A 24,075-nucleotide genomic window follows, 5' to 3' on the forward strand; every position below is an offset into this window, starting at 1 on the left:
CACGGGGGCCGGCGGGGGCGCGGGCGGCACCGGCGGCGCGGTGCGGGCAATGGCCGGCTGCGTCGCCGGCGGCAGGGCAGCCAGCCGGGCGTAGAGATCGTCCGAGGCCTGGTTCAGGTCCCTCGACAGATAGGCATAGCCGATGCCCAGCAGAGCCAGTGCCAGCGGCACGGCAATCCAGGCCGAGACGCCGCGCCGGGCCGGACGATGCGGTGCGTCGACGCCACGCCAGCGGGGCGAGAGCTCCCGCTCCCACGGCCCCCGCAGCTGCGCCAGCAACTGGAACAGGCCTTCCCGCAGCCGGTCCAGCTCCGACCCACCGCCGCGCGCCAGGCGGTAGCGCCCCTGCATGCCCAGCGCCATGACAAGGTAGGCGACCTCCAGCGCCGGCAGGTAGCGGCCGGGGTCGCGCTGCATGCCCGCCAGCAGGTCGAAGAACCGCTCGCCGGAGCGGACTTCCTGGTGGAAGGTCGAGACCAGCGACTGCGCGCCCCAGACGCTGGGCGGCCCCCAGGGGGTGGCCAGTGCCACGTCATCCAGCGCGGCGCAGAGGGCGTAATGCGCCGCCCGCAGCGAATCCGGCGAGATATCGGCGGCGCGGGCATCGGCCTCGAACTGCCGCAAGGCGCGGATGGCGCATTCGCGCAGTTCATCAGGGCGCGCCACCTGGGCCATGTTGGTCAGCTGGGCCAGCAGTTCCAGCAACGGCGCTGCGGCAGCCGTGAGAGGGGAGATGCCGACCTTCGGCAATGCCTCCACCTCCCGCGCCACGGCGGCGGGCAGGCTGGCGGCAGGGGCCGGTGCCCCGGCCCAGGCGGCCACCGGGCGTGGCGGCGGCGGCGTGGCGCCGGCACGTGGCTGCGGGCCACGGATGATCGTGCGGTCGGCATCCTCCGGTTCGGAGAACGGGTTATCGCTCATCCCCGGATCGCCCAGAGTTCCATCTGCAGAGCCGGGAAATCGCCGGAGACATGGATGGCGAAGCCGCCCGAGGCCTGCATCTGCTGCCAGTGCGGGCTACCGCGATCCAGCTCGAAATACACCGCTCCGGCATTGAACGGGATCTGCCGCGGCGCCACCGGCAGCGGGCGGATGGCGATGCCGGGCAGCGCGACGTTCACCAGCTCCCGGATATGCTCCACGGCGCCGATCTTGACCTGGTTGGGGAAGATGCGGCGGATCTGCTCGCCCGGGAGTTCCGCCTGTACGGTGAGGACGAACTGGCTGGCCCGCAGCAAGGTGCGGTCCATGATCGGGCCGACGCGGACACCGTGCCGGCGCTCCTGCAACGGGATGGCGACGGCGTTGGTCTCCAGCACGGCGGAGAGCGCGCGCCGCAAATCGGCCACCACGGGGGCGAAGGCGCGCTGCAGATCGTCGTGCCGGTAGGCCGGATAAGGGCGCGCGCGGCGGCCAGGGTCGGTGAAGGTCGCCAACTCACCAGCCATCTGCACCAACACGGCAAACAGGGCTTCCGGGTGCGTGTTACCAGCATCCGACCAATGGGCCAGCAGCGGCAACCACCGGTTCAGCGTCTGCAGCAGTAGGAAATCCGCGACCTCCGCCACGCCACGCGCGCCGGGAGCGGAGAGGCGGGCCGCCAGGGCCTCCGCCCGCTGCCCCAGCATGCCGACCAGTTCCGGCGCCAGGTTGCCGATGGCAGGGCAGGCCGAGACTCTGAGGCAAGGCGGGATGAAGCGGTCATCGACCACGACGCGGCGATCCGCCTGCACCTCCACCACCCGGGCGATGCCGAGGCAAGTGAAGCCGGCGCGTTCCTCGCTCTCCAGCAGGAAGCGCAGCCGCGGACGGCCGACCTGCAACTCCGCTGGCTGAGTGCTATCCGAATGCGTGTCGAAGGCCTCGAAATTCCGCAATCCGTAGCGGGCGCCGGAGAGTTCCGGCATGTCGCCGAAAGCGACTTCCGGGCTGCCAGGCTGCCGCAGCGGCGCGGCGAGGTAGACCACCTGGTTCCGCGTGCCTTCCGGCAGGTCCAGCGGCTGCGGCTGGTCGGCGGTGCCGGGAATGGCGAAGGGCGTGCCGTCCTCCAGGATGCCGGCCGCGTTGGCGAGGGCGAACTTGCCGGCCGCCAGCAGGTCCCGGTCCAGCGCCAGTTCCGTCAGGCCCCAGGGATGCGGGCGCAGCGGTGCGGTGCGCGCCTGCAGCAGGTGCTCCACATAGCGGTCCTGCTGCTGGAAGTGCTGCGCGCGCAGGAACATGCCTTCCTGCCAGACAACCTTATCGGTCCAGACCATGCTTCAGCCCCGCCCGCCGCGTATGGCGTCCTCATAGGCCCGCGCGAAAGCCTTGCCGAAAGCGCTGTCGAAATCGTCGTCGAACTGCTCGGCGGTCTGCTGGTGCAGGGCCTTGTAGGCTTCCCACAACCGCTTCTCCCGCGCGCCGGGCATCAGGCCGCCGCCGCTATCGGCGGCTTCCAGCGGCGCCGGCGCCAGCCGTTGCAACAAGGCGCGGGCCGCCGCCTGGGTTGCCGCCAGCGTCGCGGCCTGATGCGCGGCAAGGTCGGCCACGGTTTCCTCCAGCGCCGCCTGCCCCGGCATGGTCAGCAGCGCCAGCAGCGCCGCTTCGTTGGAAGCGGCGAACTTCACCGGATTATTGCCGCTGGCGCGTAGCATCGTCTGCTCGATGCGGAACTCCCGCTTCACGTCGGCGCGGGCGATCAGCAGGGCGCGCATGCCGGCGATGGCGGCGCGCGTCACCACGCCGGCGGCGTGCAGCGCGGCGTCCGGGTCCGTGGCCGCCAGCACATGCGGCGGCAGGCCCGCCCCGGCGAGGAAGGCGGCGATGCCGCTTTCCGTGACCTTCGGCGCATGCGGCGCCGCTTCCGGCTGCGGCGACCATGGCTGTGCCACGCTGAAGGAATCCGGTTCCGCCGGTAATAGGGGCAAGGGCGCTTCCTGTTGCGGCGGGGGAACCGGCCGTGGCGGCGGTGGGGCTGCGGAGGGTTGTGGGGCCGGCGCGGGGCTAAGGTCCAGGTCCCAGTCATCCGGAAGGACGCTGGCAGGCCGTGCCGGCGGCGGCCGGAAGGCATCCGACGCCGATGGCCGGTGGTCCGGCATTGGCGCCTCGTCCTCCCCGAAGGGATCGCGCGAGGTGGTGGGCTGTCCAAAGGGGGTATAGGCAGGCGGGGGCGGCGCCATCGGGTCGAATAACGGGTCCAGCGCCGCGGTGGAGGCCGGCGCCTGATACGCGGGCGTGGGCGGCTCGGCGAACGGGTCGGTGCCGCCCCACGGCAGAGGCCCGGCCTGGGCGGCAACGGCGCTGACCCGCACCTCCACTTCCCAGGCGCCCAGGCGCAGCCGGTCCCCATCATTGAGCGGCGCGGCGGCTTCGCGGCCGAGGGGCGCGGCGGACTGGTTCAGGTAGGTGCCGTTGGTGCTGAGGTCGCGCACCTGCCAGCCGCCCGCGCGGAACTCCAGCACGCAATGGTGCTTGGAGAGCACCCGGTCCGGATCGGACAGTACCCAGTCATTCCCCGGCGCGCGACCGATGGAAAAATCCCCCCTTACCCGCCGTGTCTCGGGCACCGCGCTATCGGGGCAGCGCAGGACAGCCAGGGTTAGTTCCATATCGGGTCCTCCACCGGAATACGGCCGGCGCCACCTGCGGCGATGTCGCGTAGGGCCGCCAGGAAGCGGCTGTAGCGGGATGCCGCCTGGGCGGGGTCGTCACGCACCGCCGCCAAGGTCAGCGCGCTGGTGACCGCCGCGCCGGTCAGTTGCGCCGCCGGCTTCACCGCTTGCGCCCCGGCGGGCGCGATGGAGCCGCCGGACCAGAAGGCTGCCACCGCCGCCCAGGCTTCCGGCCCCCGGCAGCCGGAGCGCATCGCCAGCTCCATGCAGCGGTAGCGTCCCGGTTCGTCTTGCTGGCGCACCCAGGCTTCGGCGGCCTCCAGCGCATCGGCATCCGCATCCACCGGGTAGCGCGCCGGGACGGCGCGGGCGGCCATGCAGGCCCACCAGACCGCCTCCCGCTTCGGCAGCGCGTGAGCCGCCAGACGAATGGCATCGGGGAAGCGCCGCGCGTGTTCCAGCCGCAGCACGCCCTGCGCCGCATCGGCCACGCCGTGCAGGCAGGTTACGCCCGCCGCATCCAGCTCCAGGCGTGGCAGTAGCGGCGCCACGGCCGCCGCCAGCTTTCCGGCCGTCATCCCCGTCGTGCCCATCAATTGATGTGAATGATGCCGCCCTTGAGGATCATCGAACCCGACGCATCCTCCTGGATCAGCGGTGCCTCGATACGCGCGGTGCCAGTGGCCTTGGCGGTCACCAGAGTTCCCTCGATCGTCACGCCCGATGAATCGATGGTGATCTTGGATGAACCCACCTTCAGCGTGATCGACTGCATGGCCTCGATCTCGATCCGCCCCTGTTGGGCGGTGACACTGATATTGCCCTTCTCCACCAGCAGGGTGTCGTTGCCCTTCTGCACGGTGGCGCCGCGGTTGTCCCGCACCAGCAGGTTCAGGTCCTTCTCGGCCTGGAGGTAGAATTCCTCGGCACCGGCCTTATCCTCCAGCCGAAGGATGTTGGCGTTCTCGGCACCGCCGCCCTTGGAGGAGCGGGAGGAGATCCAGCTGCGCGTCATGTTGCCCGGCATGGCGTGCTGCTGCCGCGCGGCATCGTTGTAGAGGCTGCCGATCACGACGGGCTTATCCGGATCGCCATCCATGAAGCCGACCAGGACCTCGTCTCCCACCCGTGGCAGGAACCAGGTGCCGCCCCAGGACCCCGCCCAGGGCTGCGCCACGCGTACCCAGCACGAGGAACCTTCCGTACGCGGCCCGGCGCGGTCCCAATGGAAGTGAACCTTCACGCGACCGTATTCGTCGCAATGGATCTCGCCACCCTGCGGGCCGGTGACGATGGCGGATTGCAGGCCCGGCATCACCGGGCGCGGGCGCGGCGCCGCGCCGCGCCAGGTACGGTCGGCCTGCATCAAGCTGAGACTGTTGCCGTAGTGGCTGCTGCTGCCGCCGGCGATATGGCTGTCGTCGCGCGCGCGGTGCTGCACCGCGGTGACCAGCCAGCTGGACGGCGCAGCGCCCAGGGCCGGCGCCACCTGCAGGCGGCCACCGGCAAAGACCGCTGGCTCGCCTCCCTCGGCGCGCACCGCCTCGGCATGCGCCTCGCCACGTTCCATGGACAGGCGGGCCGGATCCACATCCGGCTGCGGCGTCTGATTGCCGGGCCAGGAAAACATCTCCGCCTCGGCGGCCGAGGTCGCCAGCATGGTGCTGGCCGAGGTCTTCTGCAGCGCCGCCGGGCGCAGCTGGTCGTAATCCAGCGCCTCGGACCGGCCCGGCCGCTGCGCCGTGGCGGCGGACCAGCCCCATACCGTATCGGGCCCGCCATTCTCCGCACCCGGCCGGTTGGTCACAGGCGCGCAGGCGATGGTGGGGAAGTCGGCATTGGCGCCGGTAACATGCAGCGTGTGCTCGCCCTGCTCATGACGGAAGAAGAAGCCGGCGCCGACTTCATCCAGCAGGCGCTGCACGAAGTCCAGGTCCGTCTCGTTCCACTGCACGCAGTAGTCACGTGCGGCCGCGGGCAGGTTGCCGAAGCGCACCGGGCTGACATGCCCTTCCTCCAGCACAGTTTGCACGATCCGCTGGACGCTCTGATTCTGGAAAATCCGGCAATCGGAGGTGCGGCTGAGCTGCCAGAGACGCGGCACCGCCGTTACCCGATACAGGCTCATGCCGCGGCCGTAGTCGCCAGCACGGTGGAAGCTTTGCACGATTCCGTGAAAGTGGCGCGGCGGGCGGCCAGGCAACGCGACCGTGCAGGTGATGCCGCGTCCGATCAACTCCCCGGCCTGGATATCGGCGCGATGGGAGATGGCCTCGGCCTCGATGGTGTAGAGGCTGCCGATCGCCTCATCCACATCTAGCGCACGCAGCACCAGGACATCGGCGCCAAGAGGCGTCGTCATCTGCAGCAACCGTTCAGCCTGCACGTAGTCGGCCGCCATCGGGCACTCCTCATTCGCCATGGGTACCGGATACGCGCGCGGCTTCGCAGACCCAGTTGGCTGGCGTTGTCGATCTCTTCTCCCACGATCGGCGGCGCAACGGTAGAGGCGCACTCTGCTGTGCCAGCAAACGCTTTCTTGATCATGCCACCGCCGACAAACGCGTGAGACAGCCTGTTCGCACCCCGGCCTCGCCTTGGCTCGGCTTCCGCCTGCGGATTACAAGCCACAAGGATGCTGGGGGAACCATGAGACAGTCCATCGACACGCGGCCGGGTACAGACCGATGCCTATTCCGCTGATCCTCATCGCGGCATTGCGGATCGCGGCACCTGTCCTGATCCGTGGTGGCGCTGCGTTGCTAAGGGGCGGTGCGGCCACGGCGCGTGTGGGTGGACGGGTGGCGATGAACCCCATCGCACAAGGCAGCGCCGGCTTCGTCGCCGGCGTCAGCACGGAAGGCACGGCAAATTCCCTGCCGGGCGCGGGGGCCGCCGCCGCTGGCGAGGCTATCGGCCACCTGGAGAAGACCAAGAGCTGGCGCTGGCTCGGCCCGGCCGGTCAGGCACTGAAATGGGGCGGCCTGGGCCACGCGGCCGGCGCCGCGACGCGGGACCTGCTGAAGGAAGCCGGACTGATCGATGATGGCTCCGTGCTGCAGGCGGAGGAAGAGCTTCGCGCCAGCCTGCGTGCGCTGGGCATTCCGTTCGAGGCAACGCAAGGCCTGATCGCTATCCGCAAGACTACCGACCTGGTGGCGATGGTGGAGAAGCAAGGCGGCATCGGCATCTCCATCAACGTGCAGGGTGGCGAAGGTGCGCTGGACCTTTGGGGCAGCGGCTTCGGGGAGGACCTGCCGGAGTTCCTGACGCGCTATGCGCGCGGCACCACCATCGTCACCTTCAAGCGGCAAGGCAGGCTGGAGCGGGTGCCGATCGCGCCGCAAGGCATCCGTGCCTAATCGTGTGGAGCACGGCGCATCGTGGCGGCGGGCAGGGTTCGTGTTCCTGTCGCTGCTCTGGCTCGTGCCCGCGCTGATCGGCACCATGCGCCGGCTCGGCTATGAGAGGCTGCCGGCGGGACCGGTGCTGGGCGACCGCTTCTGGGTCGTCGTGGGGGGCGTGGTTGCGCTCGTCACTCTGGATCTGGCGTGGCGCTGGCTACTGGGTGCGCGGCGGGCACGCCGGGCGCTGCCCGGCCAAACGCCGGCGCGGCTTGCGTTCGTCCTGCCGGTTGCGGCGCTGATCTTTGCCGGCGCGGTATGGGTTTGGCTGCGCCATGCCACATCATTCCCAAATCTGCCGCTGCTGGGGTCCTGGTTCTGGCCTGCCAGCGCGCTGACCCTCTCCCTATTAATACCCGACCAGATCTGGCGCGGCTATGTCGCGCCCCGGAGGAACTGAGCCATGCAGGCGTTGAACGAGGCCGCCTTCTCTCAGCCGCACTGGCTGCTGCGTGCCAAGGGCTTCAATACCGAGGACTGGTATGGCCGCCCGCAACGCGGCACGGCCATGGAGCGCAATGGTGGCATCGAGAACCCGAACCGCACCCGCCTCTACACCCGCAATTGCGTCTACTACCGCTTCGCCGATTCCAATGCGCGCAGCGACGACGCCAAGCAGGGTGGCGGCTGGTGGTTGGATTACGAGCAGCTGGAGAAGGTGATGTCCGGCTGCGCCGCCACGGGCATGAACCTCTCCCAAATGGCCCGGCATTATCTGGCGGTGCCGTGGGAGTGGAGCCAGGCGGATATCGTCATCTCCGCCGTGTTCCAGCAGCCGATGGACGCCTATGAAGGACGTGGCCGCCCTGTCGAGATCACGGGGCGCTACCTGGGCCGCAACGCGGTCGATGCCGGGCAGGGCTACAGCGGCAATCGCAATGTCATCCAGTTGTTCGTCCCCGACATGCGCAGCCATTGGCGGCAGACACTGACGATGGTGAAGGTGGAGGACGTGCGCGTCTTCGCCCGCCAGCATCGGGATATCATCCGCGTGTGATTGCGCGCATGGGCCGGGGCTTGCGGTGGCACTGCCGTAAGCCCTGGCGTGCTGTAGCGTGGTGACTTGAGGTGGAATCACCGAAGCCTGAATCACGCAATCAAACAGGGACGGAGAGCGTGGTTCATGAACGAATATCCACGCACCATGCTTAAGGCGGGGTAGCGCTCAGCGGGAAGCTGCGCAGGTCCCGCGTGGCAGTACGGAACACCGCATCCTGGCGATGGTTCCGCTCTGCCGCCAATTCGGGCACGCGGCGGGACACGTATTCGCCCAGGCCCAGCGCACTGACGCGGCCTTCGGCATCCTTCGGCGCACGCCCACTCAAGCCTTCCCGCAGGGCATAGGCAAAGACGCCGTTGCGGTCGTCGTAACTGTCCAACGCCTCCTGCACCGACGATGCGGCGGCAAGCAGGAAGCGCCCGGTTTCATTACCCATGGCTGAGAGACTGTCCAACGCCACCTGCCCGGCGTAGCACGTGTCGATCAGCAGAAAGCCATCCCGCGCACGGATGCGCGCCAGGGCGGCGATCAACGCGTCGTCATCCAGGGCAGCGCGGCTTGCCTCGGCCATCGAGGCCGGCTGGCCGATATCGGCCGGCAGGAACAGGAAGCGGCCGGTCTGCTCGACGCGCACACCGTGGCCGGCAATGTAGAAGACGAAAGTATCCTGTGGCCGCACACGGCGCGACGCGGCCTCCAGCGCGCGGAGGATACCGTCGCGCGTCGCGTCGCCATCCGTCAGCAATGTGGTGTCCACGCCCTCGAACAAGCCGACGCTGCCGGCGCGCAGGGCTTCCACTACTGTTCGCGCATCCGGCACGGCGAATTGCAGGTCCATGTCCTGCCTGCCGTAGTTGTTGACACCGACTGCCAGCACCACCAGCCGGCCAGCGCCGGAAGGGGCCGTCGCCTGCCCTTCCCGCCGCAACTCCAGCGCCGGGCCCTCGGCGAATAACGCACGGTCGGCGGCGTAGAGGCGAGTCGAGACATTGTTCGGCCCCGGGTCCAGCGGCACTTCCGCCTGGATAGGCGCGGCGCCGGCATCGCCGCGACGGTCTGCCCCAGCCTTGGGGGCATCGATGCGGGCCGCGATGCGGCCGTTGACCAGCACGTCCAGCGGGCCAAGGCCGAGGCCACGATCCTGCGGCAGGACCGAGAAGCGCAGGGCCGTCGCCGTGGCGGGAAGCGTTGCGCCATTCCAGGCGAGCGCGGGGCAGGAGCCGTCCGGCATCACCGCGCAGACATCGCCGGGATTCGCGACCGGCGTGTGGCCGATCCGCTCGCGCAGCCCGGCGGTGATGCCGGGGCGCGGCATCTGCCCCGCCACACGTTGCCGGACCGCCGCCGGGGCGTAGAGGGCGCGATAGGCCTGCTGAAAGCTCGCCCATTCCGGCGTGGCGGCACGGCCTTCATTCAGATGCACGCCGACCAGTTCCTGGCCACCGCCGGAGCCGTGGTCGAACAGTCCCTCCGGCGTCCACATCGCCCAGCGCGTCGTGCCAGGTTGCAGGAACAGCGCTGCGCGTTCAGCGATCTTCTGGCCATCCAGGCCGTACCAGCGCACCGTGCCGTCCGCATGCGCGGCCACGACCACCGTGCCGTCGGCGGAAGGCACCAGGCCCCAGGTGGCGCCCGGCCCGGCCAGGGCATCGAGCAGGTTGCCGCGTGCATCGAACAGCCGCAGATGCGTATCAGTCCCCAGCAGGAAGCTCTCGCCCCCCGGCAACACGGCGGCACTGCGGGCGAATTCCCCGGCGCCCAGTGGCAATGGACGGCCATTCAAACGCGGTTGGGTGGCGTTGCGCCACTGCGTCAGGCGGGTCGTGCCAACCGCCTCGTTGGCGGAGAGGAAGCCATCGCCGGCCAGAGGCTTTGTCGTCTGCAACTGGCCCGTTGCCACGTTGAAGCTGACGGCCGGCATGCCGGGGCGCGGCACAAAGCGCAGCCGCATGCCATCAGGGCTGATGGCGAGCGTATCGGCAGTCGCGCGGAAATTCGCGGTGAGCGAGCGCGGCGGTTGCGCCAGCGCACCATCCGGCGCCAGCCGGCCCCAGCCCGGATCAGCCGCGGCGAAGGCCAGCCCACCCTGCGGCAAGGGCAGCAGCTGCGCGATGGAATCACGCGACGCCGCAATGTCGGTCGCGGGCCCAAGGCCGAAATCGGCCCACCGGCGAATCAGGAAGCCGCGTGGCTCCGCGGCATTGTCCTCCGCAGCTGGGCTGGCCGGCTCGGCCGGCGCGGCGGAAGGCGGGCGGATGCCCCGCGCGCCAGTGGTCTGGGGCGCCGGCGCCGATGCGGCGCGGGTGGCGGACGCTGCGCCACGCGCATAGCCCGCCGCGTGCAGTTGCACGCCACCCTTGCCATCGCTGGCCCAGGCCACCGCCGGCAGTCCCTCGCCTTGCAGGCCTTCCGTGTCCGGCACAGCGACGCCGCGCAGGTCCGGCAGTGCCAGGATGTCCACGCGCAACCGGTCTTCGTAGCCGATGGCAACCAGGGTGCTGTCCGGCGACACCGCCAGACCGAACGGGCGGCCATTCGCCACCGGCACGCGTTCGCCGATCTTGCGTCCGCGCGAATCATAGAGACGGATTTTGCCGTCAGCGGAGGTGCTGATCAGCCGGCCCTGGGCGTCAAAGGCCACCATGCGGACGGGGCCAGCATAGTTGGCATCGTCGAAGACTGGCCGGCCGGTCCTGGCGTCCCAGACGCGGATGCCGGCCCGGCCGCCCAGCGCGGCGGCCAGCCGCGTACCGTCGGCGGAAAGTGCCAGGTGCTGCACCGGTGCCGGTAGCCCGGGCAGGCGCGCGGCCAGGCGGCGAGCCTGCGTGTCGAAGACATAGATGGAGAAGCTGCCGTCCCAGGCACGGCCGGTGCTGCCGGCGGCAAAAGCCCTGCTGCCATCGGCCGAAAGCGCGACCGCGTAGAGCTCGCCTTCTTCCGCCGGGCCGATCGGCGGCCGCAGCACGCCGCGCGGCGTGCCGTCCGGCAAGGACCACAGACGCAGCGTCTTGTCATCGCTGACCGTGGCCAGCAGGCGGCCGGAGGCATCGGTCGCCAGACGCGCAACGGGGGCGGTATGCGCCCCCGTCTCGATCCGCAGGATAGGCTGCTGCGGCGGCTCCTGCAGCAACTGGCCGAATGCCGGGCCAGAGACCAGCAGGAGCGCCGCGAGCAGGACCCTGCGCATGGGGGCTGGGCTCAGCCCGCCGCCAGCTCGAAGCCGCTGGCCGCCGCCGTCTGCGCCTGCGTCACGCTCTCCGCGAAGTTGTCGCGGCGGGCGATGTTGCTGGCGGCCAGGGAGCGGGCGTCACCGGACACGCCGGTCGGCGTCACGCGGGGCGTGCCCAGCGAGCGGCGGCTGGCGAAGGAATCGGTGGTCACGTAGCCGCGCTGGCCGTTGGTGGTCTCCACCAGGGCGAAGTTGCCGCTGGCCGGACGTGCCTGCACCGACTGGCGCGCGGCAACGGTGCCGATCTCCGGCGAAGCCGCGTCCGGACGCAGGCGGATGGATGTGGGGCGGCTGACCTGCACGCTGCGCAGCGGCACTTCGCGCGCGGCGAGCGCGGCCTTGGTGGTGCCGGGGGAGATGGTTTCCACGGCAGTATCGAACTCGGCGCCGCGCTTGTTGACATTCTGGCTGATGGTCTGCGCCAGCGCGATCTCGCGCTGCGTCCGCTCCCGCAGCTGCGCCATCTGCGCCTGGCCGGAAGCGCGGTCCAGGCTGCCATTGGCGACCGAGGCGCGGATCTGCTGCGCCTGGCTGAAGCGGCAATCCATCAACTGATCGAAGGCCAGCTGGGTGCGGTCCAGCTCGGCGTTCTCACGCTCCAGGTCGGAGGCGATGGAGGCGCGCAGGCTGGCCTGGTCCTGGTTGCGCTGCTGCTGCGCGTAGAGATAGCCGCCGGCCGCGCCGGCCGCGGCACCGGCAGCGGCGCCGATGGCCGCGCCACGCCAGTTCTGCCCGATGGCTCCACCCAGCAGTGCACCGCCGACGGCGCCCAGAGCCGCGCCCTTCAGGATGTCCTCGCCAAAGAAATTGCCGGTGCTGTCCAGCGCGACGAGCTGCGTGCGGCAGGAATCCGTCCCGTCATCCGAGCCAATGCGCCCATCCCGCGTCAGCGGCGTGGCGCAGCCGGCGAGCAGGCTGAGGGAGGTGAACACTGCAACCGCGCGCCGTGCTTGAACTGGCATGAACTGGCATTCCTTTTTCTGGCGGCCGGAAGGTAAATGCCACGCGGGACCGTTGCCAAGATGGCAGAGGCTACGCCTGTATAGATTATAGCGACACTCGCAACGATGTGACGGGCGATTTTACAGTCCGCCGCCAGAACGGCGGTAAGCGATGGCTGGCAAGCAGGCCGGTGACCGCCCTGCCGGGACGATTTCTATTTCCGTTTCCACATCAAAATCTTCCGGCAGATAGGCCATGACTTCGCTTTCCACGGCCTGGATGGCGTCGATGTCATCCTCGCTCGGCTGCGCGTCGAAATGCGCCTTGAGCCGCGCCTGCCGCGTACCGGGCAGCACTGCGCAGGAATAGGCCACCAGCGCAGCCGGGGCGTCCTCCAGCGCATGCTCGGCCGACCAGCGGACCTGTTCCTGCCATGTGCGCCAGGCCTCGGCGTCTTCATGCGGTTGGTTCATTCCACCCATCCATCGGGACGTGCGGGCACGACATGCGCCCCGTCCTTGCCATAGTGAATCATGCCACGCGTCGTGGGCGCGGAGCGGCCATCCTGGTGTCGGAAGACGCCGATCACCTCACCACCCGTGTCGAAGCGTTCCTTCGAGCCGGGCTGGCCGACCGGGATCTTGCCGACGGGCTGGCCCTGCCCGGCATGGGTATTCAGCAGCACCTGCGGGTCTGCCGTGATGGTGCCGCGGTTGGGGTCGGTCTGCTGCCCGGGGATGTGGCGGCCCTGCTTCGGGCTGACGGTCACGGGCGGCTTTGGGGCCGGCGGCGGCACTGGTGGCGGTGCTGTCGTGGCCGGGGGTTCCGGCGTGGTGGGCCGTGCCGGCGTCCTGGCCCTGCCGGCCGCGCCTGCACCCAACATGCCGCCCGCCAAGCCCCCCAGCGTGCCACCGGCCACGGTGCCGATCCGCTCGCCCAGCTCCGGGGCGCCATACTGGGCACCGATGGCGCCACCAATCTCACCGCCTGCCGCACCCAGCAGCGTGCCACCCGCCAGGCTGCCACCCAGCCCACCCAAGGCCGGCCCCCACCCCACTGCCAGGGCGGTGCCGCCGGTCGCGATGATGGTGCCACCGATCATCACGCCCAGCAGCGTGTTGCGCAGCCACGCAGGCACTTCATCCTCGATGGAAAGGCCCGGAACGGTGGTGGACGCGCCACCGATGATGACACTGGAGCAGCCGGAGGCGATGGCGGCGCCGCAAAGCATCTTGTCCTGCTTGCGGGCGGCCATGAAGCCGTTGACCAGCACGGTCGGGCTGCCCTGGGCGATGACCGGCACGCCATGTACCCCCGTTGGGCCGGCGCAGGGGGACATGTCCGCCAGGGCGCGTGCCTGCGGCAGGCCACCGGTGATGACGTTGAGCGAGCCTTTGATGATGGCGCCGCTGGGCGGGCCTGGAATCAGCTCGCCGATCAAGGCACCGGCAAGACCGCCGCCCGCGCCCGCGGCGGCGATACCGGCGCCGATGGCCACCGCCGCGACACCGCCTGTGCCGACGATGGCCACCACCGCCCCCGCCAGCACCACCCCCGCGACCACGCCCATCAACAGCCCGGACATGGCGCTGGTGTGGTTGATCTGGTCGGTCAGGCGCGCGGCCTCGGGCATCGGCGCTGCGGGCTGCTAGGCGATGGGAAAGCGCAGGCTGGCGAACATCTTGTCGAACACCGCCTCGACCTTCGGGTAGTCGCCGCGCAGGGCGGAGGCGACGGCCGAGAATACCCGGCCATCCGGCATCAGCAGGATCAGCTGCCGCTGTTGCAGCACACCCTCGGCGCCTGCCCAGGTGAACAGCATGTCGAGGCCCGTGTGCTGCTGCACAGCCGTCTCGGCCCGGCGCAGCAATTGGAAATCGGGCAGCCGCCGCGCCAGCTCGACCAGCGTGCGGTCGGCATACTCGGTCACGGTGCGGGCTTCCCCGGCGGAATCACGGGTGATGACGAAGTTGGGGAGGACCTTGAACTCACCGCCGACCGGCGCCGCGAAGGCCGTCATGCTGCGGTCCGTCCAGTCGGACGGATAGGCCAGCTGCAGATCGCTGCTTACATGCACCGGCACCGTGTCGCTCCCTCACCACCCCCGCGCTTCTATGCCGGGGCGGGGACGGCGCCGAGAGGCCAACCGATCAGCTTACGGTGATCGAGCTGCTCCGAAGCCCGGATCAGCTACGCTGCGCGGAAGCTCAGGCCGCGCTGCGGCGGGGCCCACGACGGCGCCCGCCAAGGGGCGAGGACGGGGCGACACCGGGCAACAGCGCCAGTTGCAGCGCTGCGGGCTGCGGCAGGGAGCGGGGCTTGGGGGCAGGCGCGACCACGGGCACGGGCGACGGCATGGGCACCGGCCAGAAGCATTCCGTGCGGCCTTCCTCCCCCCGCAGGGCCAGAAACACCACACGCTCGACCCCGCCGCGATCCTTGGTCTCCAGCGCCAGGCGGAACATCAGCCCGCCGGTCTCGGCCTCTCCGCCAAAGGCCATGGCGATCTGGGTCGCCTCGTCTTCCTGCAGGCGCAGCGTGCGCTTGTTGGGCTCGTCCGCATCACCACGGAAGAAGCGAACCGGCACGCCGTCGATCAGGAAGACGAAATGGTGGGTCGCGTCCAGCACCTTCAGCCAGGGGTAGCGGCCGGCCTCGGCGGCGGCTTTCACCTGATGGCGGCTGAAGGAATAAGCGCGGCAGCCGACGGACCAGGGGTCATCACCCGCTTCGTAATCCGCCATCTCGAGCGCCCTTTCCCGTCCCCGAACCAGGAGGCGGGCGGATGCCACCAGCCTCTCCTCCGTGAGGGCAGGATGCAAATCCCAGGGGTAGCTGCCTCGGCTCGACCCGCGCGCTTCGCTCATACCAGTACATATAGGAAACCTTCCAGCGACGGGAAAGTGATTTCCTAGCTCTCCAGCGACATCATCTCACCCGGGGTGAAAGTCCGAGAGCGGGTCAGGAACCGACGCTCCCGCCCATTGTCCAGCGAGAACATGCCGCCGCGCCCTGGCACGACGTCGATGACCAACTGGGTGTGGCGCCACAACGCGAACTGCGCACCGCCGATATAGACCGGGGCGCCACCGATCTCGCCCAGCTTCACATCATGGTCACCCAGCAGGAAATCACCCTGCGGGTAACACATGGGGGAAGAACCGTCGCAACAGCCGCCTGACTGGTGGAACAGCACCGGGCCGTGATCGGCCTGGATGTCCGCCAGCAGGGCCAGGGCAGCGGGGGTGGCGGCGACACGCTCGGTCATGGCCCGTCTCCAATCAGGGGCGATGAGCGCCGCAAGGCGCCCACCGTCGGGTCAGAAGAAGCCGAACTTCTTCGGGCTGTAGCTGACCAGCAGGTTCTTGGTCTGCTGGTAGTGGTTCAGCATCATGCTGTGGTTCTCACGCCCGATGCCGGACTGCTTGTAGCCGCCGAACGCGGCGTGGGCCGGGTAGGCATGATAGCAGTTGGTCCAGACCCGCCCGGCCTGGATGGCGCGGCCGAAGCGGTAGGCGCGGTTGCCGTCCCGCGTCCATACCCCGGCGCCGAGGCCGTAGAGGGTATCGTTCGCGACGTGTAGCGCCTCCGCATCGTCCTTGAAGGTTGCGACGGAGACGACGGGGCCGAAGATCTCTTCCTGGAAAATCCGCATGCGGTTGTGTCCCTTGAAGACCGTGGGCTTGACGTAATAGCCGCCAGCCAGCGCGCCCTCCATCTCGTTGCGGCCGCCGCCGGCAAGCACCTCGGCGCCTTCCTGGCGGCCGATATCGATATAGCTGAGGATCTTCTCCAGCTGCTCGCTGGAGGCCTGGGCACCGACCATGGTCGCCATGTCCAGCGGGTTGCCCTGGACGATGGCCTCCACCCGCTTGAGCGCCTTCTCCATGAAGCGGTCGTAGATCGATTCATGGACCAGCGCGCGGGAGGGGCAGGTACAGACCTCGCCCTGGTTCAGCGCGAACATCACGAAGCCTTCGATCGCCTTGTCGAGGAAGTCGTCATCCTCCGCCGCCACGTCGGCGAAGAAGATATTGGGCGACTTGCCTCCGAGCTCGAGCGTGACAGGGATCAGGTTCTGGCTGGCATACTGCATGATCAGCCGGCCGGTCGTCGTCTCACCGGTGAAGGCGATCTTGGCGATGCGGTTGCTGGAGGCCAGCGGCTTGCCCGCTTCCAGCCCGAAGCCGTTGACGATGTTCAGCACGCCCGGCGGCAGGATGTCCGCGATCAACTCGGCGAATAGCAGGATGGAGGCCGGGGTCTGTTCCGCCGGCTTCAGCACGACGCAGTTGCCGGCCGCCAAAGCGGGCGCCAGCTTCCAGCACGCCATCAGCAGCGGAAAGTTCCAGGGGATAATCTGGCCCACCACGCCCAGCGGCTCATGGAAATGATATGCCACTGTGTCGTGGTCAATCTCCGAGATCCCGCCTTCCTGCGCCCGGATACAGCCCGCGAAGTAGCGGAAGTGGTCAATGGCCAGCGGCAGGTCGGCCGCCGTACTCTCGCGGATTGGCTTTCCATTATCCCATGTCTCCGCAGCCGCCAGCAGCGGCAGGTTGTCTTCCATCTTCTGCGCGATGCGCAGCAGGACCTGGGCACGGTCTCCCGCGCTGGTGCGGCCCCAGGCCTCCTTCGCGGCATGGGCGGCATCCAGCGCCTTCTCCACATCCGCGGCCTCGGACCGGGCGATCTCGCACAGCACACGGCCATCGACCGGCGAGGTATTCTGGAAGTAGCGGCCGGAGACCGGCTCTGCCCAGGCGCCGTTGATGAAGTTGCCGTAGCGCGCCTCGAAAGGCGGTTGTGCGGTGCGGTCGAATTCCACCTTGGTCATCGTGTTCCTCCGGTCTCGCGCTCGTGCGGCGCCTTGTTCTGGAAGATTTCGCCTTCACGGCCAGCGATGTAAGGGGTGGCGACGCCTTGGCCCCCGGGACCTGTCGCAGTTCTGCGCCAGGTGACGCCGACAAGAATGCGCGAGGCAGGCTTGCCCGCATGCCGGCTGGCAGCAAAGACGCTGCACCATTCCCTGGAGCTGCCCGATGCGCCACCGCGCCCGCCCTATCGTCCCATTGGCCTTGGCCGTCCTGGCCCTGGGCGTCCTTGGCAAGCCCGCATCGGCGGACGGCCTGCGCTGGCAGCACCGGGAAAGCGCCAGCGGCGCCGTATTGGCCTGGGAGAAGCCGGATACAGATGACCAGCCGCTCGTGTTCAACTGCAACGCCAGCGACCGCAGCCTGCGGGTCGGCTACGTGCATCCGAGCGGGCAGCGGAGCCGGGATATCCCGCTGGAACTGAGCTCGGAAGGTGGGCGGGTGCAATTGCGGATGCAGGGCGAGCGCAGCGAACTCGATGATTCCTTCGTGCTGAGTACGCGGACCAGCCTGACGCCGGAGTTGATGAACGTGCTGAGCCGTGGCCGCCATCTGACCGTGCGCGTGCGCGGCGATGTCGCCCGCATCCCTCTCGCCGGCGCGGCGCCCGGCGTGGCCGAGCTGGCGCGAAAATGCGGCGCAACGCCCGCGGGCTAGCGAACCCCACCTTAACGCGCTGCAATGTGATATTGCAGCCCCTCGCCGTTGGCTGGTAGCATCGGTCCCATGCTGAACGATGCACCGACAGGTCTCATACGGCTGGCCGCCGAGGACATCATGTCCCTGGCCGAGCGGGCTTACCGGCGGCTGCGCGACGCGATCGTCGATGGCAGCCTGCCGGGGGGAGAGCGGGTTTCCGAACGCTCCCTGGCCCACTCGCTCGGCATCTCCGCCCAGCCGGTGCGGGAGGCGCTGCAACGGCTGGAAGCCGAAGGCATGGTGGTCACCCTGCCCCGCCGCGGCACCCTGGTGGCGGAGTTCGGGCCGGAGCGCCTGGCGGAGATGGGGCTGATCCGCGTAGCGCTGGAAGGTACGGCAGCCGGGCTGGCGGCACGGCGGGCCGACCCTGCCAGCCTGGCGGAGCTGCACCGCCGGTTGCGCGCCATGCGCCCGCTGGCACAGGACGAGATCCCCCGCCTGGCGGAAGCCAACGAGGATTTCCACGAGGTCATCCACCGCATGTCCGGCAATGCGTTCCTGGTCCGGTCGCTGGAGGCGCTGCGGGCCTACGACCATTTCGGCCGGGTGCTCGCCCTGCGCTCCACGCCGCAGGAACCCCGCCTGGCCTGGCGGGAGCATGCCGGCATCCTCGCCGCGCTGCGGCGCCGGGACCCGGTGCAGGCGGAGGCGCGGATGCGCGCGCATGTCCAGCGCTCGCTGGAGGCCAGCGGTATCCTCGAGGCGCTCGAGCAGGAGGGAGGAGCGGCATGACGCAGCCCCGTCCCGGCTAGTCCACCACAGGCGCAGGCACGCTTCCGCCCACGCCTCCCACACCGATGTCCAAGCAAAGAAAAAGGTAGAACGTCATGACCGTCACCCGCCGCGCGGCGCTGGCCGCGCCCTTCGTCCTGGCCGCCGCAGGGCGCGCCCTGCCTGCCCGGGCCCAGGCCCCCTTCCCCAACCAGACCGTGCGCATCATCGTCCCCTACAGCCCTGGTGGCGCCTCCGACATCGCCGCGCGGCTGATCGCGGAGAAGCTGACGCCGCTGTGGAAGCAATCCGTCGTGGTGGAGAACCGCACCGGCGCCAACGGCATCGTCGGCAGCGACGCGGTGGCCAAGGCGCCGGCGGATGGCAGCACGCTGGGCTTCGTCTCGGTGAACCATGCGGTGAATGCGGCGCTGTACACGACGCCGTTCGACACTCTGAAGGATTTCTCCGTCATCAGCGTCATCTACTCGGTGCCGCTGCTGCTGGTTACCGCGCCGGACTTCCCGGCGAAGTCGGTGCAGGAGCTGGCGGCGATGGTCAAGGCCAAGCCGGGCGCCATCACTTTCGCCGGCACCGGCGGCGCCGTGCACCTGGCGGCGGAGATGTTCGCCCACAAGGTTGGCGCGCCGATGGTGCATGTGCCGTATCGCGGCTCGACCGCCGCGCATCCGGACCTGATCGGCGGCCGCGTGGATGTGATGTTCGATACGCTGGCGGCCGTTATCGGCCACGTCCAGTCGGGCAAGCTGAAGGCGCTGGCCACCACCGCTGCACAGCGCCTGCCGATTCTGCCGGACCTGCCCACCGTGGCGGAAAGCGGCTTTCCGGGCTTCGAGGCCTCCACCTGGGGCGCCATCATCGGCCCGGCGGGCCTGCAGGCCCCGGTGGTGACCAAGATCGCCACGGATTCCATCGCGCAGCTGCAGGTGCCCTCCATCCAGGAGCGCATGGCAGCGTTGGGCGCCACCCCGGTCGGCAGCAAGCCGGAGGAGGCGCAGGCCTTCGTCCGTGCCGAGGTGGCCAAGTGGCAGGCCGTGGTGACCCAGGCGGGGATCGAGAAGCAGTAGCCCTCAACAGAAAACGGCACCCGGGGGGAACCGGGTGCCGTTTTCCATTCAGTTCGGAAAGCCTGTCCTGTGCGTGTCAGGCTTCCGAATGCGTGCCGACCGGCGTTGCCGCCGCAGCCTGCCGCTGCCGGCCCGCGAAGCGGCGGGCGACGACGTAGAACACCGGGGTGAAGATCAACCCGAACACCGTCACGCCCAGCATGCCGGCGAAGACCGCCGTTCCCAGGCTCTGCCGCATCTCGGCACCCGCGCCCGTGGCGATGGCCAGCGGCAGCACGCCCAGGATGAAGGCCAGCGAGGTCATCAGGATCGGCCGCAACCGCGTCCGCGCCGCGGCCTCCGCCGCCTGCCAGCGGGTCATGCCATCTGCCTCGGCGGCACGTGCGAACTCGACGATCAGGATGGCGTTCTTGGCGGCCAGGCCGATCAGCACCACCAGCCCGATCTGCACCAGCACGTTGTTGTCCAGCCCACGCCAGGAGACACCGGCCAGCGCCGCCAGCACCGACATCGGCGCGATCAGCACCACCGCCAGCGGCAGCAGCCAGCTTTCATACAGAGCCGCCAGCAGTAGGAAGACGAAGACGACGGCGAGGCCGAAGGCGATCGGCGCCGTGTTGCCCTGCGTGGTCTCCTGCAAGGCGATCTCCGTCCACTCGAAGCTGTAGCCCGGCGGCAGTTCCTTGGAGAGCAGCTGCGCCACGGCCGCGATGGCTTGGCCGGTGGAGACGCCCGGCGCGGCGACGCCCTGCACCTCGGCCGCAGGGAACAGGTTGTAGCGCGGCACGCGGTAGGGGCCCGTATCCTGCTCCAGCGACGCAATCGAGCCGATGGGCACCATGTCGCCCGCATCGTTGCGGGTGCGCAGCAGGGAGACGTCGCGCGTGCTGCGGCGCTGGCCTTCCTCCGCCTGCGCCGTCACCCGGTAGGTGCGGCCCAGAATGTTGAAGTCGTTCACGAAGGCGGAGCCGAGATAGACGGACAGCGTCTCCGACACGCGGGAGAGCGGCACGCCCAGCATCTCGGCCTTGCTACGGTCCACCTCGGCCCGCAGGGTCGGCGTCGAGGTGTTGAACAGCGTGAAGGCCATGGCGATCTCGGGCCGCTGGTTGGTGGCGCCGACGATGCGGTTGGTCACCGCCTCCAGCTCCCGCGCCCCACGGTCGCCACGGTCCTGGATGTAGAGTTTGAAGCCGCCACCGGTGCCGATGCCGGAGACGGAAGGCGGCGGGATCACCAGCGCGAAGGCGTCGCGCTGGGCGGAGACGGCGGCCTGCACCGCGCCGATCAGCGCGGGGTAGGAGATGTGCTCGGCCGTCCGCTTCTCGAAGGAATCGAGGGTGACGAAGATTACGCCGGTATTCGGCGCATTGGTGAAGGTGGCGCCATCGAAGCCGGTGAAGACGACGGTGTTGGACACGCCCGGAACCTGCAGCAGGTCCTTGGAAGCCTGGCGCATCACCGCATCCGTCCGGCCCAGCGTGGCGCCGGGCGGCAGCTGGAAGGCGGCGATCAGATAGCCACGGTCCAGCGGCGGGATCAGGCCGGTGGGCGTGGTGCGGACAGTCTGGCCGGTCAGCACCAGCAGGCCGGCGAACAGCACCATGACGATGGCCGTCATCCGCACCAGCCGCCGCGTCAGCGCGCCGTAGCCGAGGGACAGTGCATCGAAGACGCGGTTGAAGCCGCGGAAGAACAGGCCGAACGGCGCACCGACGACCGCGCGCCAGCCCTTCGGCTTCTCATGCGAATGGGGCCGCAGCAGCAAGGCCGCCAGAGCGGGGGACAGCGTCAGCGACACCAGCGCCGACAGCAGGGTTGCGACGGCGATGGTGACGGCGAATTGCTGGTAGAACGCACCAGCCAAGCCCTCGATGAAGGCTGTTGGCACGAAGACGGCGCAGAGCACCAGGGCAATGGCGACGAGGGCGAACCCGACCTCGTCCATGGTGCGACGCGTGGCCGTCACCGGGTCCAACCCATTGGCCAGGTGCCGCTCCACATTCTCCACCACGACGATGGCGTCATCGACGACGATGCCGATGGCCAGGATCAGGCCGAACATGGACAGCGAGTTTAGCGTGATGCCAAGCGCGCCCATGAAGGCCAGCGTGCCGATGATGGAGACCGGGATGGCCACCAGCGGGATGATCGAGGCGCGCCAGGATTGCAAGAACACGATCACCACCAGCACGACGAGGATGATGGCCTCGATGAAGGTGTGGATCACCGCTTCCATCGACTGCTCGATGAACTGGGTGGTGTCGTAGACGATGCGGTAGTCGACGCCGGGCGGGAAGTCCCGCTTGGCGGTCTGCAACGTGGCATGCAACGACGCCGCCGTGGCGAGGGCGTTGGAGCCGGGGCGTTGGAACACCGGCATGGCCACCGCGCTCTCCGCACCCAGATAGGCGCGGAGCGTGTAGTCCTGGCTGCCCAACTCCACCCGCGCGACGTCGCGCAGGCGCAGGGGGGCGCCATCCTCGCCGGTCGATACGACGATGTCAGAGAATTCTTCCACCGAACGCAGGCGGCCAAGCGCCTGGATGTTCAGCTGGAAGGCCTCGCCGGAGACGTTGTTGGTCGGCGCATGGTTCAGGCCACCGGCCGCCACCTGCACGTTGGCGCGGCGCAGCGCCGCCACCACCTCGCCCGGCGTCAGGCCACGGGCGGCGATGCGGGCGGGATCCAGCCAGACGCGCATGGCGTAGTCGCCACCGCCGCCGAACAGCTGCACATCGCCGACGCCATCGAGCCGCGCCAGGCGGTCCTTGATGTTCAGCGAGGCATAGTTGGCCAGATACTGGTCGTCACGCGACCCGTCCGGGGAGACCAGATGGATCACCATCATGATGTCCGGCGAAGCCTTCTTCACGATGAGCCCGAGGGTGCGGACCTCTTCCGGCAGGCGCGGTTCGGCCACGGCCACACGGTTCTGCACCAGCACCTGCGCCTGGTCGATATTGGTGCCCTGGCGGAACACCACATTGATGCTCAGCCGGCCATCGCCCGTCGATTGGGAGCTGACATAGAGCATGTTCTCGACGCCATTGATCTCCTGCTCGATCGGCGAGGCCACCGTCTCGGCGATGACGGCGGCGGAGGCACCCGGATACTGCGCCGTGATGGTCACGGTCGGCGGCGCGATTTCCGGGTACTCGCTGATCGGCAGCCGCAGGCCGGCGATGGCGCCGATCAGCAGGATGGCGATGGAGATGACCGCGGCGAAGACCGGCCGCGAGATGAAGAACTGGGCGAACCGCATAGCCTGATTCCTTAACGGGCGGCGGCGAGGCGGCCGTCGAGCGGTCTCGCCTCCGCCGTCACGCGCGTCCCTGGCCGGGCCAGATGCAGGCCGGCGACGATCACCTGGTCATTCGGCGACAGGCCACTGCGGACGACGCGCAGGCCATCCACCACCGGGCCCAGCGTCACCGGCTTGGCACGCACCGTGCCGTCAGCGGCCACGGTCAGCACGACGCGGTTGGCCTGGTCGGCGGCGATGGCGGCGTCGGGCACCAGCAGCGTCTCTCCCTGGCCGACCGGCAGCCGCAGGCGGGCGAAGATGCCCGGGGTCAGGAACAGATCCTTGTTGGGCAGCAGGGCGCGGGCACGGATGGTGCCGGAACGCGCGCGCATCTCGCTGTCCAGGAAGTCGAGCTTGCCTTCCCGCTCCCAGCCCGCCTCATCGGCCAGGCGCAGGCGAATGCTGGGCGCTTCCGCCCCGGCGCGGGCTCCGCCGCCACGGGCCAGGCGGAGGTAGTCGGCCTCGCTCATGTCGAAGCTGGCGTAGATGGGGTCCAGCGTCAGGATGGTGGTCAGCAGCGTCGTACTGGCCTGCACCAGGTTGCCGGCATCGACGCGGCGGTCGGATGCACGGCCCGGCTGCGGGGCCCGCACCTCGGTCCAGGTCAGTTCCAGCTCGGCCTGGCGCAGCTTGGCGCGGGCGTCGGCCAGTTGGGCCTCGGCTTCGCGCTCGGCGCCGCGCCGGGTGTCCAGCTGGGCCTGGGGGGCGATGCGGTCCTGCACCAGCGGCGCGGTGCGGCGGATGTCCTGCCGGGCGAGGTCCAGCCGCGCCTGGGCACGGTCCAGCTCAGCCTGGGCGCTCAGCACGGCGATTTCGAAGGGCCGGCGGTCCAGCGTGAACAGCAGGTCGCCGGCCTTGACGATCTGGCCGTCGCGGAAATGCACCTGCTCAATCAGGCCGGAGACGCGGGGGCGCAGCTCCACCCGGGCGGAAGGCTCCAGCCGGGCGATGTGCTCCTCCCACTCGGTGATGTCACGGCGCAGGGGCTCGGCAACGGTCACGGTCGGCTGGGGCGGCTGCTGGGCCAGAATCGGCATCGCAGGCAGGGCCATCAGGATGGCCATGGGAACAAGGGTCTTGCGGAAAGGGATGGGCATGGCCTATCTCCGGGGCCGGGTGATACCGACCGGTTCGTACCATGAATACGTACCGATCGGTATAAATGCAAGAGGCCGATGAACACCGCCGTTTCCGGCCGGATGGCGGGACATGGTAAATCGGTCGGCGTAAC

At 69.4% G+C, this 24,075-nt stretch carries 21 protein-coding genes; 6 read left to right on the plus strand and 15 right to left on the minus strand.

From position 1 onward, the window contains the following. The 5 genes from icmH to IBL26_RS16850 form a co-directional block, all read right to left on the minus strand. A partial coding sequence (gene icmH / locus IBL26_RS16830; RefSeq protein ID WP_187785668.1) for a type IVB secretion system protein IcmH/DotU occupies positions 1-921 on the minus strand: 921 nt, incomplete at its 3' end. After that, on the minus strand, positions 918-2,255 hold the full coding sequence (gene tssK, locus IBL26_RS16835) for a type VI secretion system baseplate subunit TssK (RefSeq protein ID WP_187785669.1): 1,338 nt from the start codon (positions 2,253-2,255) through the stop codon (positions 918-920). The genes tssK and icmH, both read right to left, overlap by 4 nt. A 3-nt stretch (positions 2,256-2,258) precedes the next feature. Then, positions 2,259-3,587, minus strand: a complete 1,329-nt coding sequence (tagH, locus tag IBL26_RS16840) for a type VI secretion system-associated FHA domain protein TagH (protein ID WP_187785670.1) — start codon at positions 3,585-3,587, stop codon at positions 2,259-2,261. Further along, a complete protein-coding gene (locus IBL26_RS16845) occupies positions 3,578-4,168 on the minus strand; it encodes a DUF6931 family protein (protein ID WP_241749482.1) in 591 nt (196 codons plus the stop codon). The genes tagH and IBL26_RS16845 overlap by 10 nt, the downstream gene beginning before the upstream one ends. 14 nt (positions 4,169-4,182) lie before the next feature. After that, positions 4,183-5,991, minus strand: a complete 1,809-nt coding sequence (locus IBL26_RS16850; RefSeq protein WP_187785671.1) for a type VI secretion system Vgr family protein — start codon at positions 5,989-5,991, stop codon at positions 4,183-4,185. A 286-nt stretch (positions 5,992-6,277) separates the two neighbouring features. Here IBL26_RS16850 and IBL26_RS16855 point away from each other — a divergent pair, with 286 nt between their 5' ends. The 3 genes from IBL26_RS16855 to IBL26_RS16865 are packed head-to-tail and all read left to right on the plus strand — an operon-like array spanning position 6,278 to position 7,991. Beyond that, positions 6,278-6,952 carry a hypothetical protein gene (locus IBL26_RS16855; protein WP_187785672.1) on the plus strand — a complete coding sequence of 225 codons (675 nt, stop codon included), beginning with the start codon at positions 6,278-6,280 and terminating at the stop codon, positions 6,950-6,952. A gap of 40 nt (positions 6,953-6,992) precedes the next feature. Further along, positions 6,993-7,394: a hypothetical protein gene (locus IBL26_RS16860; protein WP_187785673.1), complete on the plus strand. Its 402-nt coding sequence runs from the start codon at positions 6,993-6,995 to the stop codon at positions 7,392-7,394. A 3-nt stretch (positions 7,395-7,397) separates the two neighbouring features. Beyond that, entirely contained in the window at positions 7,398-7,991 is a 594-nt protein-coding gene (locus tag IBL26_RS16865; protein WP_187785674.1) for a hypothetical protein, read from the plus strand. Between the two features lie 151 nt (positions 7,992-8,142). On the opposite strand, the gene IBL26_RS16870 is transcribed toward IBL26_RS16865, so the two are convergent. From IBL26_RS16870 to adh, 8 genes are all read right to left on the minus strand, one after another. Then, a complete protein-coding gene (locus IBL26_RS16870) occupies positions 8,143-11,181 on the minus strand; it encodes a caspase family protein (RefSeq protein WP_187785675.1) in 3,039 nt (1,012 codons plus the stop codon). Positions 11,182-11,192: 11 nt separating this feature from the next. Further along, entirely contained in the window at positions 11,193-12,185 is a 993-nt protein-coding gene (locus IBL26_RS16875) for a YMGG-like glycine zipper-containing protein (RefSeq protein ID WP_187785676.1), read from the minus strand. Positions 12,186-12,305: 120 nt separating this feature from the next. Further along, positions 12,306-12,647 (minus strand): hypothetical protein, encoded by a 342-nt coding sequence (locus tag IBL26_RS16880; RefSeq protein WP_187785677.1) that lies wholly within the window; start codon positions 12,645-12,647, stop codon positions 12,306-12,308. Then, a complete protein-coding gene (locus IBL26_RS16885) occupies positions 12,635-13,798 on the minus strand; it encodes a polymorphic toxin type 50 domain-containing protein (RefSeq protein ID WP_187785678.1) in 1,164 nt (387 codons plus the stop codon). The genes IBL26_RS16880 and IBL26_RS16885 overlap by 13 nt, the downstream gene beginning before the upstream one ends. A 15-nt stretch (positions 13,799-13,813) precedes the next feature. Further along, positions 13,814-14,248 (minus strand): DcrB-related protein, encoded by a 435-nt coding sequence (locus IBL26_RS16890; RefSeq protein ID WP_187785679.1) that lies wholly within the window; start codon positions 14,246-14,248, stop codon positions 13,814-13,816. Positions 14,249-14,372: 124 nt separating this feature from the next. Further along, positions 14,373-14,909, minus strand: coding sequence for a hypothetical protein (locus tag IBL26_RS16895; protein ID WP_187785680.1), 537 nt, complete (start codon positions 14,907-14,909; stop codon positions 14,373-14,375). 167 nt (positions 14,910-15,076) lie between these two features. Then, positions 15,077-15,433 carry a DUF779 domain-containing protein gene (locus IBL26_RS16900; protein ID WP_187785681.1) on the minus strand — a complete coding sequence of 119 codons (357 nt, stop codon included), beginning with the start codon at positions 15,431-15,433 and terminating at the stop codon, positions 15,077-15,079. A gap of 51 nt (positions 15,434-15,484) precedes the next feature. After that, positions 15,485-17,002 (minus strand): aldehyde dehydrogenase, encoded by a 1,518-nt coding sequence (gene adh, locus IBL26_RS16905; protein WP_187785682.1) that lies wholly within the window; start codon positions 17,000-17,002, stop codon positions 15,485-15,487. A 205-nt stretch (positions 17,003-17,207) separates the two neighbouring features. Here adh and IBL26_RS16910 point away from each other — a divergent pair, with 205 nt between their 5' ends. The 3 genes from IBL26_RS16910 (at position 17,208) to IBL26_RS16920 (ending at position 19,537) form a co-directional block, all read left to right on the plus strand. Further along, positions 17,208-17,696 (plus strand): hypothetical protein, encoded by a 489-nt coding sequence (locus IBL26_RS16910; protein ID WP_187785683.1) that lies wholly within the window; start codon positions 17,208-17,210, stop codon positions 17,694-17,696. A 69-nt stretch (positions 17,697-17,765) separates the two neighbouring features. Then, the gene (locus tag IBL26_RS16915; RefSeq protein ID WP_187785684.1) at positions 17,766-18,470 is read left to right on the plus strand and encodes a GntR family transcriptional regulator; all 705 of its coding nucleotides are present in this window, start codon (positions 17,766-17,768) and stop codon (positions 18,468-18,470) included. 95 nt (positions 18,471-18,565) lie between these two features. Beyond that, positions 18,566-19,537 (plus strand): Bug family tripartite tricarboxylate transporter substrate binding protein, encoded by a 972-nt coding sequence (locus tag IBL26_RS16920; protein ID WP_187785685.1) that lies wholly within the window; start codon positions 18,566-18,568, stop codon positions 19,535-19,537. Positions 19,538-19,613: 76 nt separating this feature from the next. Here IBL26_RS16920 and IBL26_RS16925 read toward each other — a convergent pair whose 3' ends face one another. After that, a complete protein-coding gene (locus tag IBL26_RS16925) occupies positions 19,614-22,802 on the minus strand; it encodes an efflux RND transporter permease subunit (protein ID WP_187785686.1) in 3,189 nt (1,062 codons plus the stop codon). Positions 22,803-22,813: 11 nt separating this feature from the next. Next, complete coding sequence (locus tag IBL26_RS16930) at positions 22,814-23,941, minus strand: efflux RND transporter periplasmic adaptor subunit (protein WP_187785687.1); 1,128 nt, start codon at positions 23,939-23,941, stop codon at positions 22,814-22,816. Positions 23,942-24,075 lie beyond the last annotated feature (134 nt).

It is taken from the genome of Teichococcus aerophilus (assembly GCF_014490485.1).
Classification (GTDB): Bacteria; Pseudomonadota; Alphaproteobacteria; order Acetobacterales; family Acetobacteraceae; genus Pseudoroseomonas; species Pseudoroseomonas aerophila.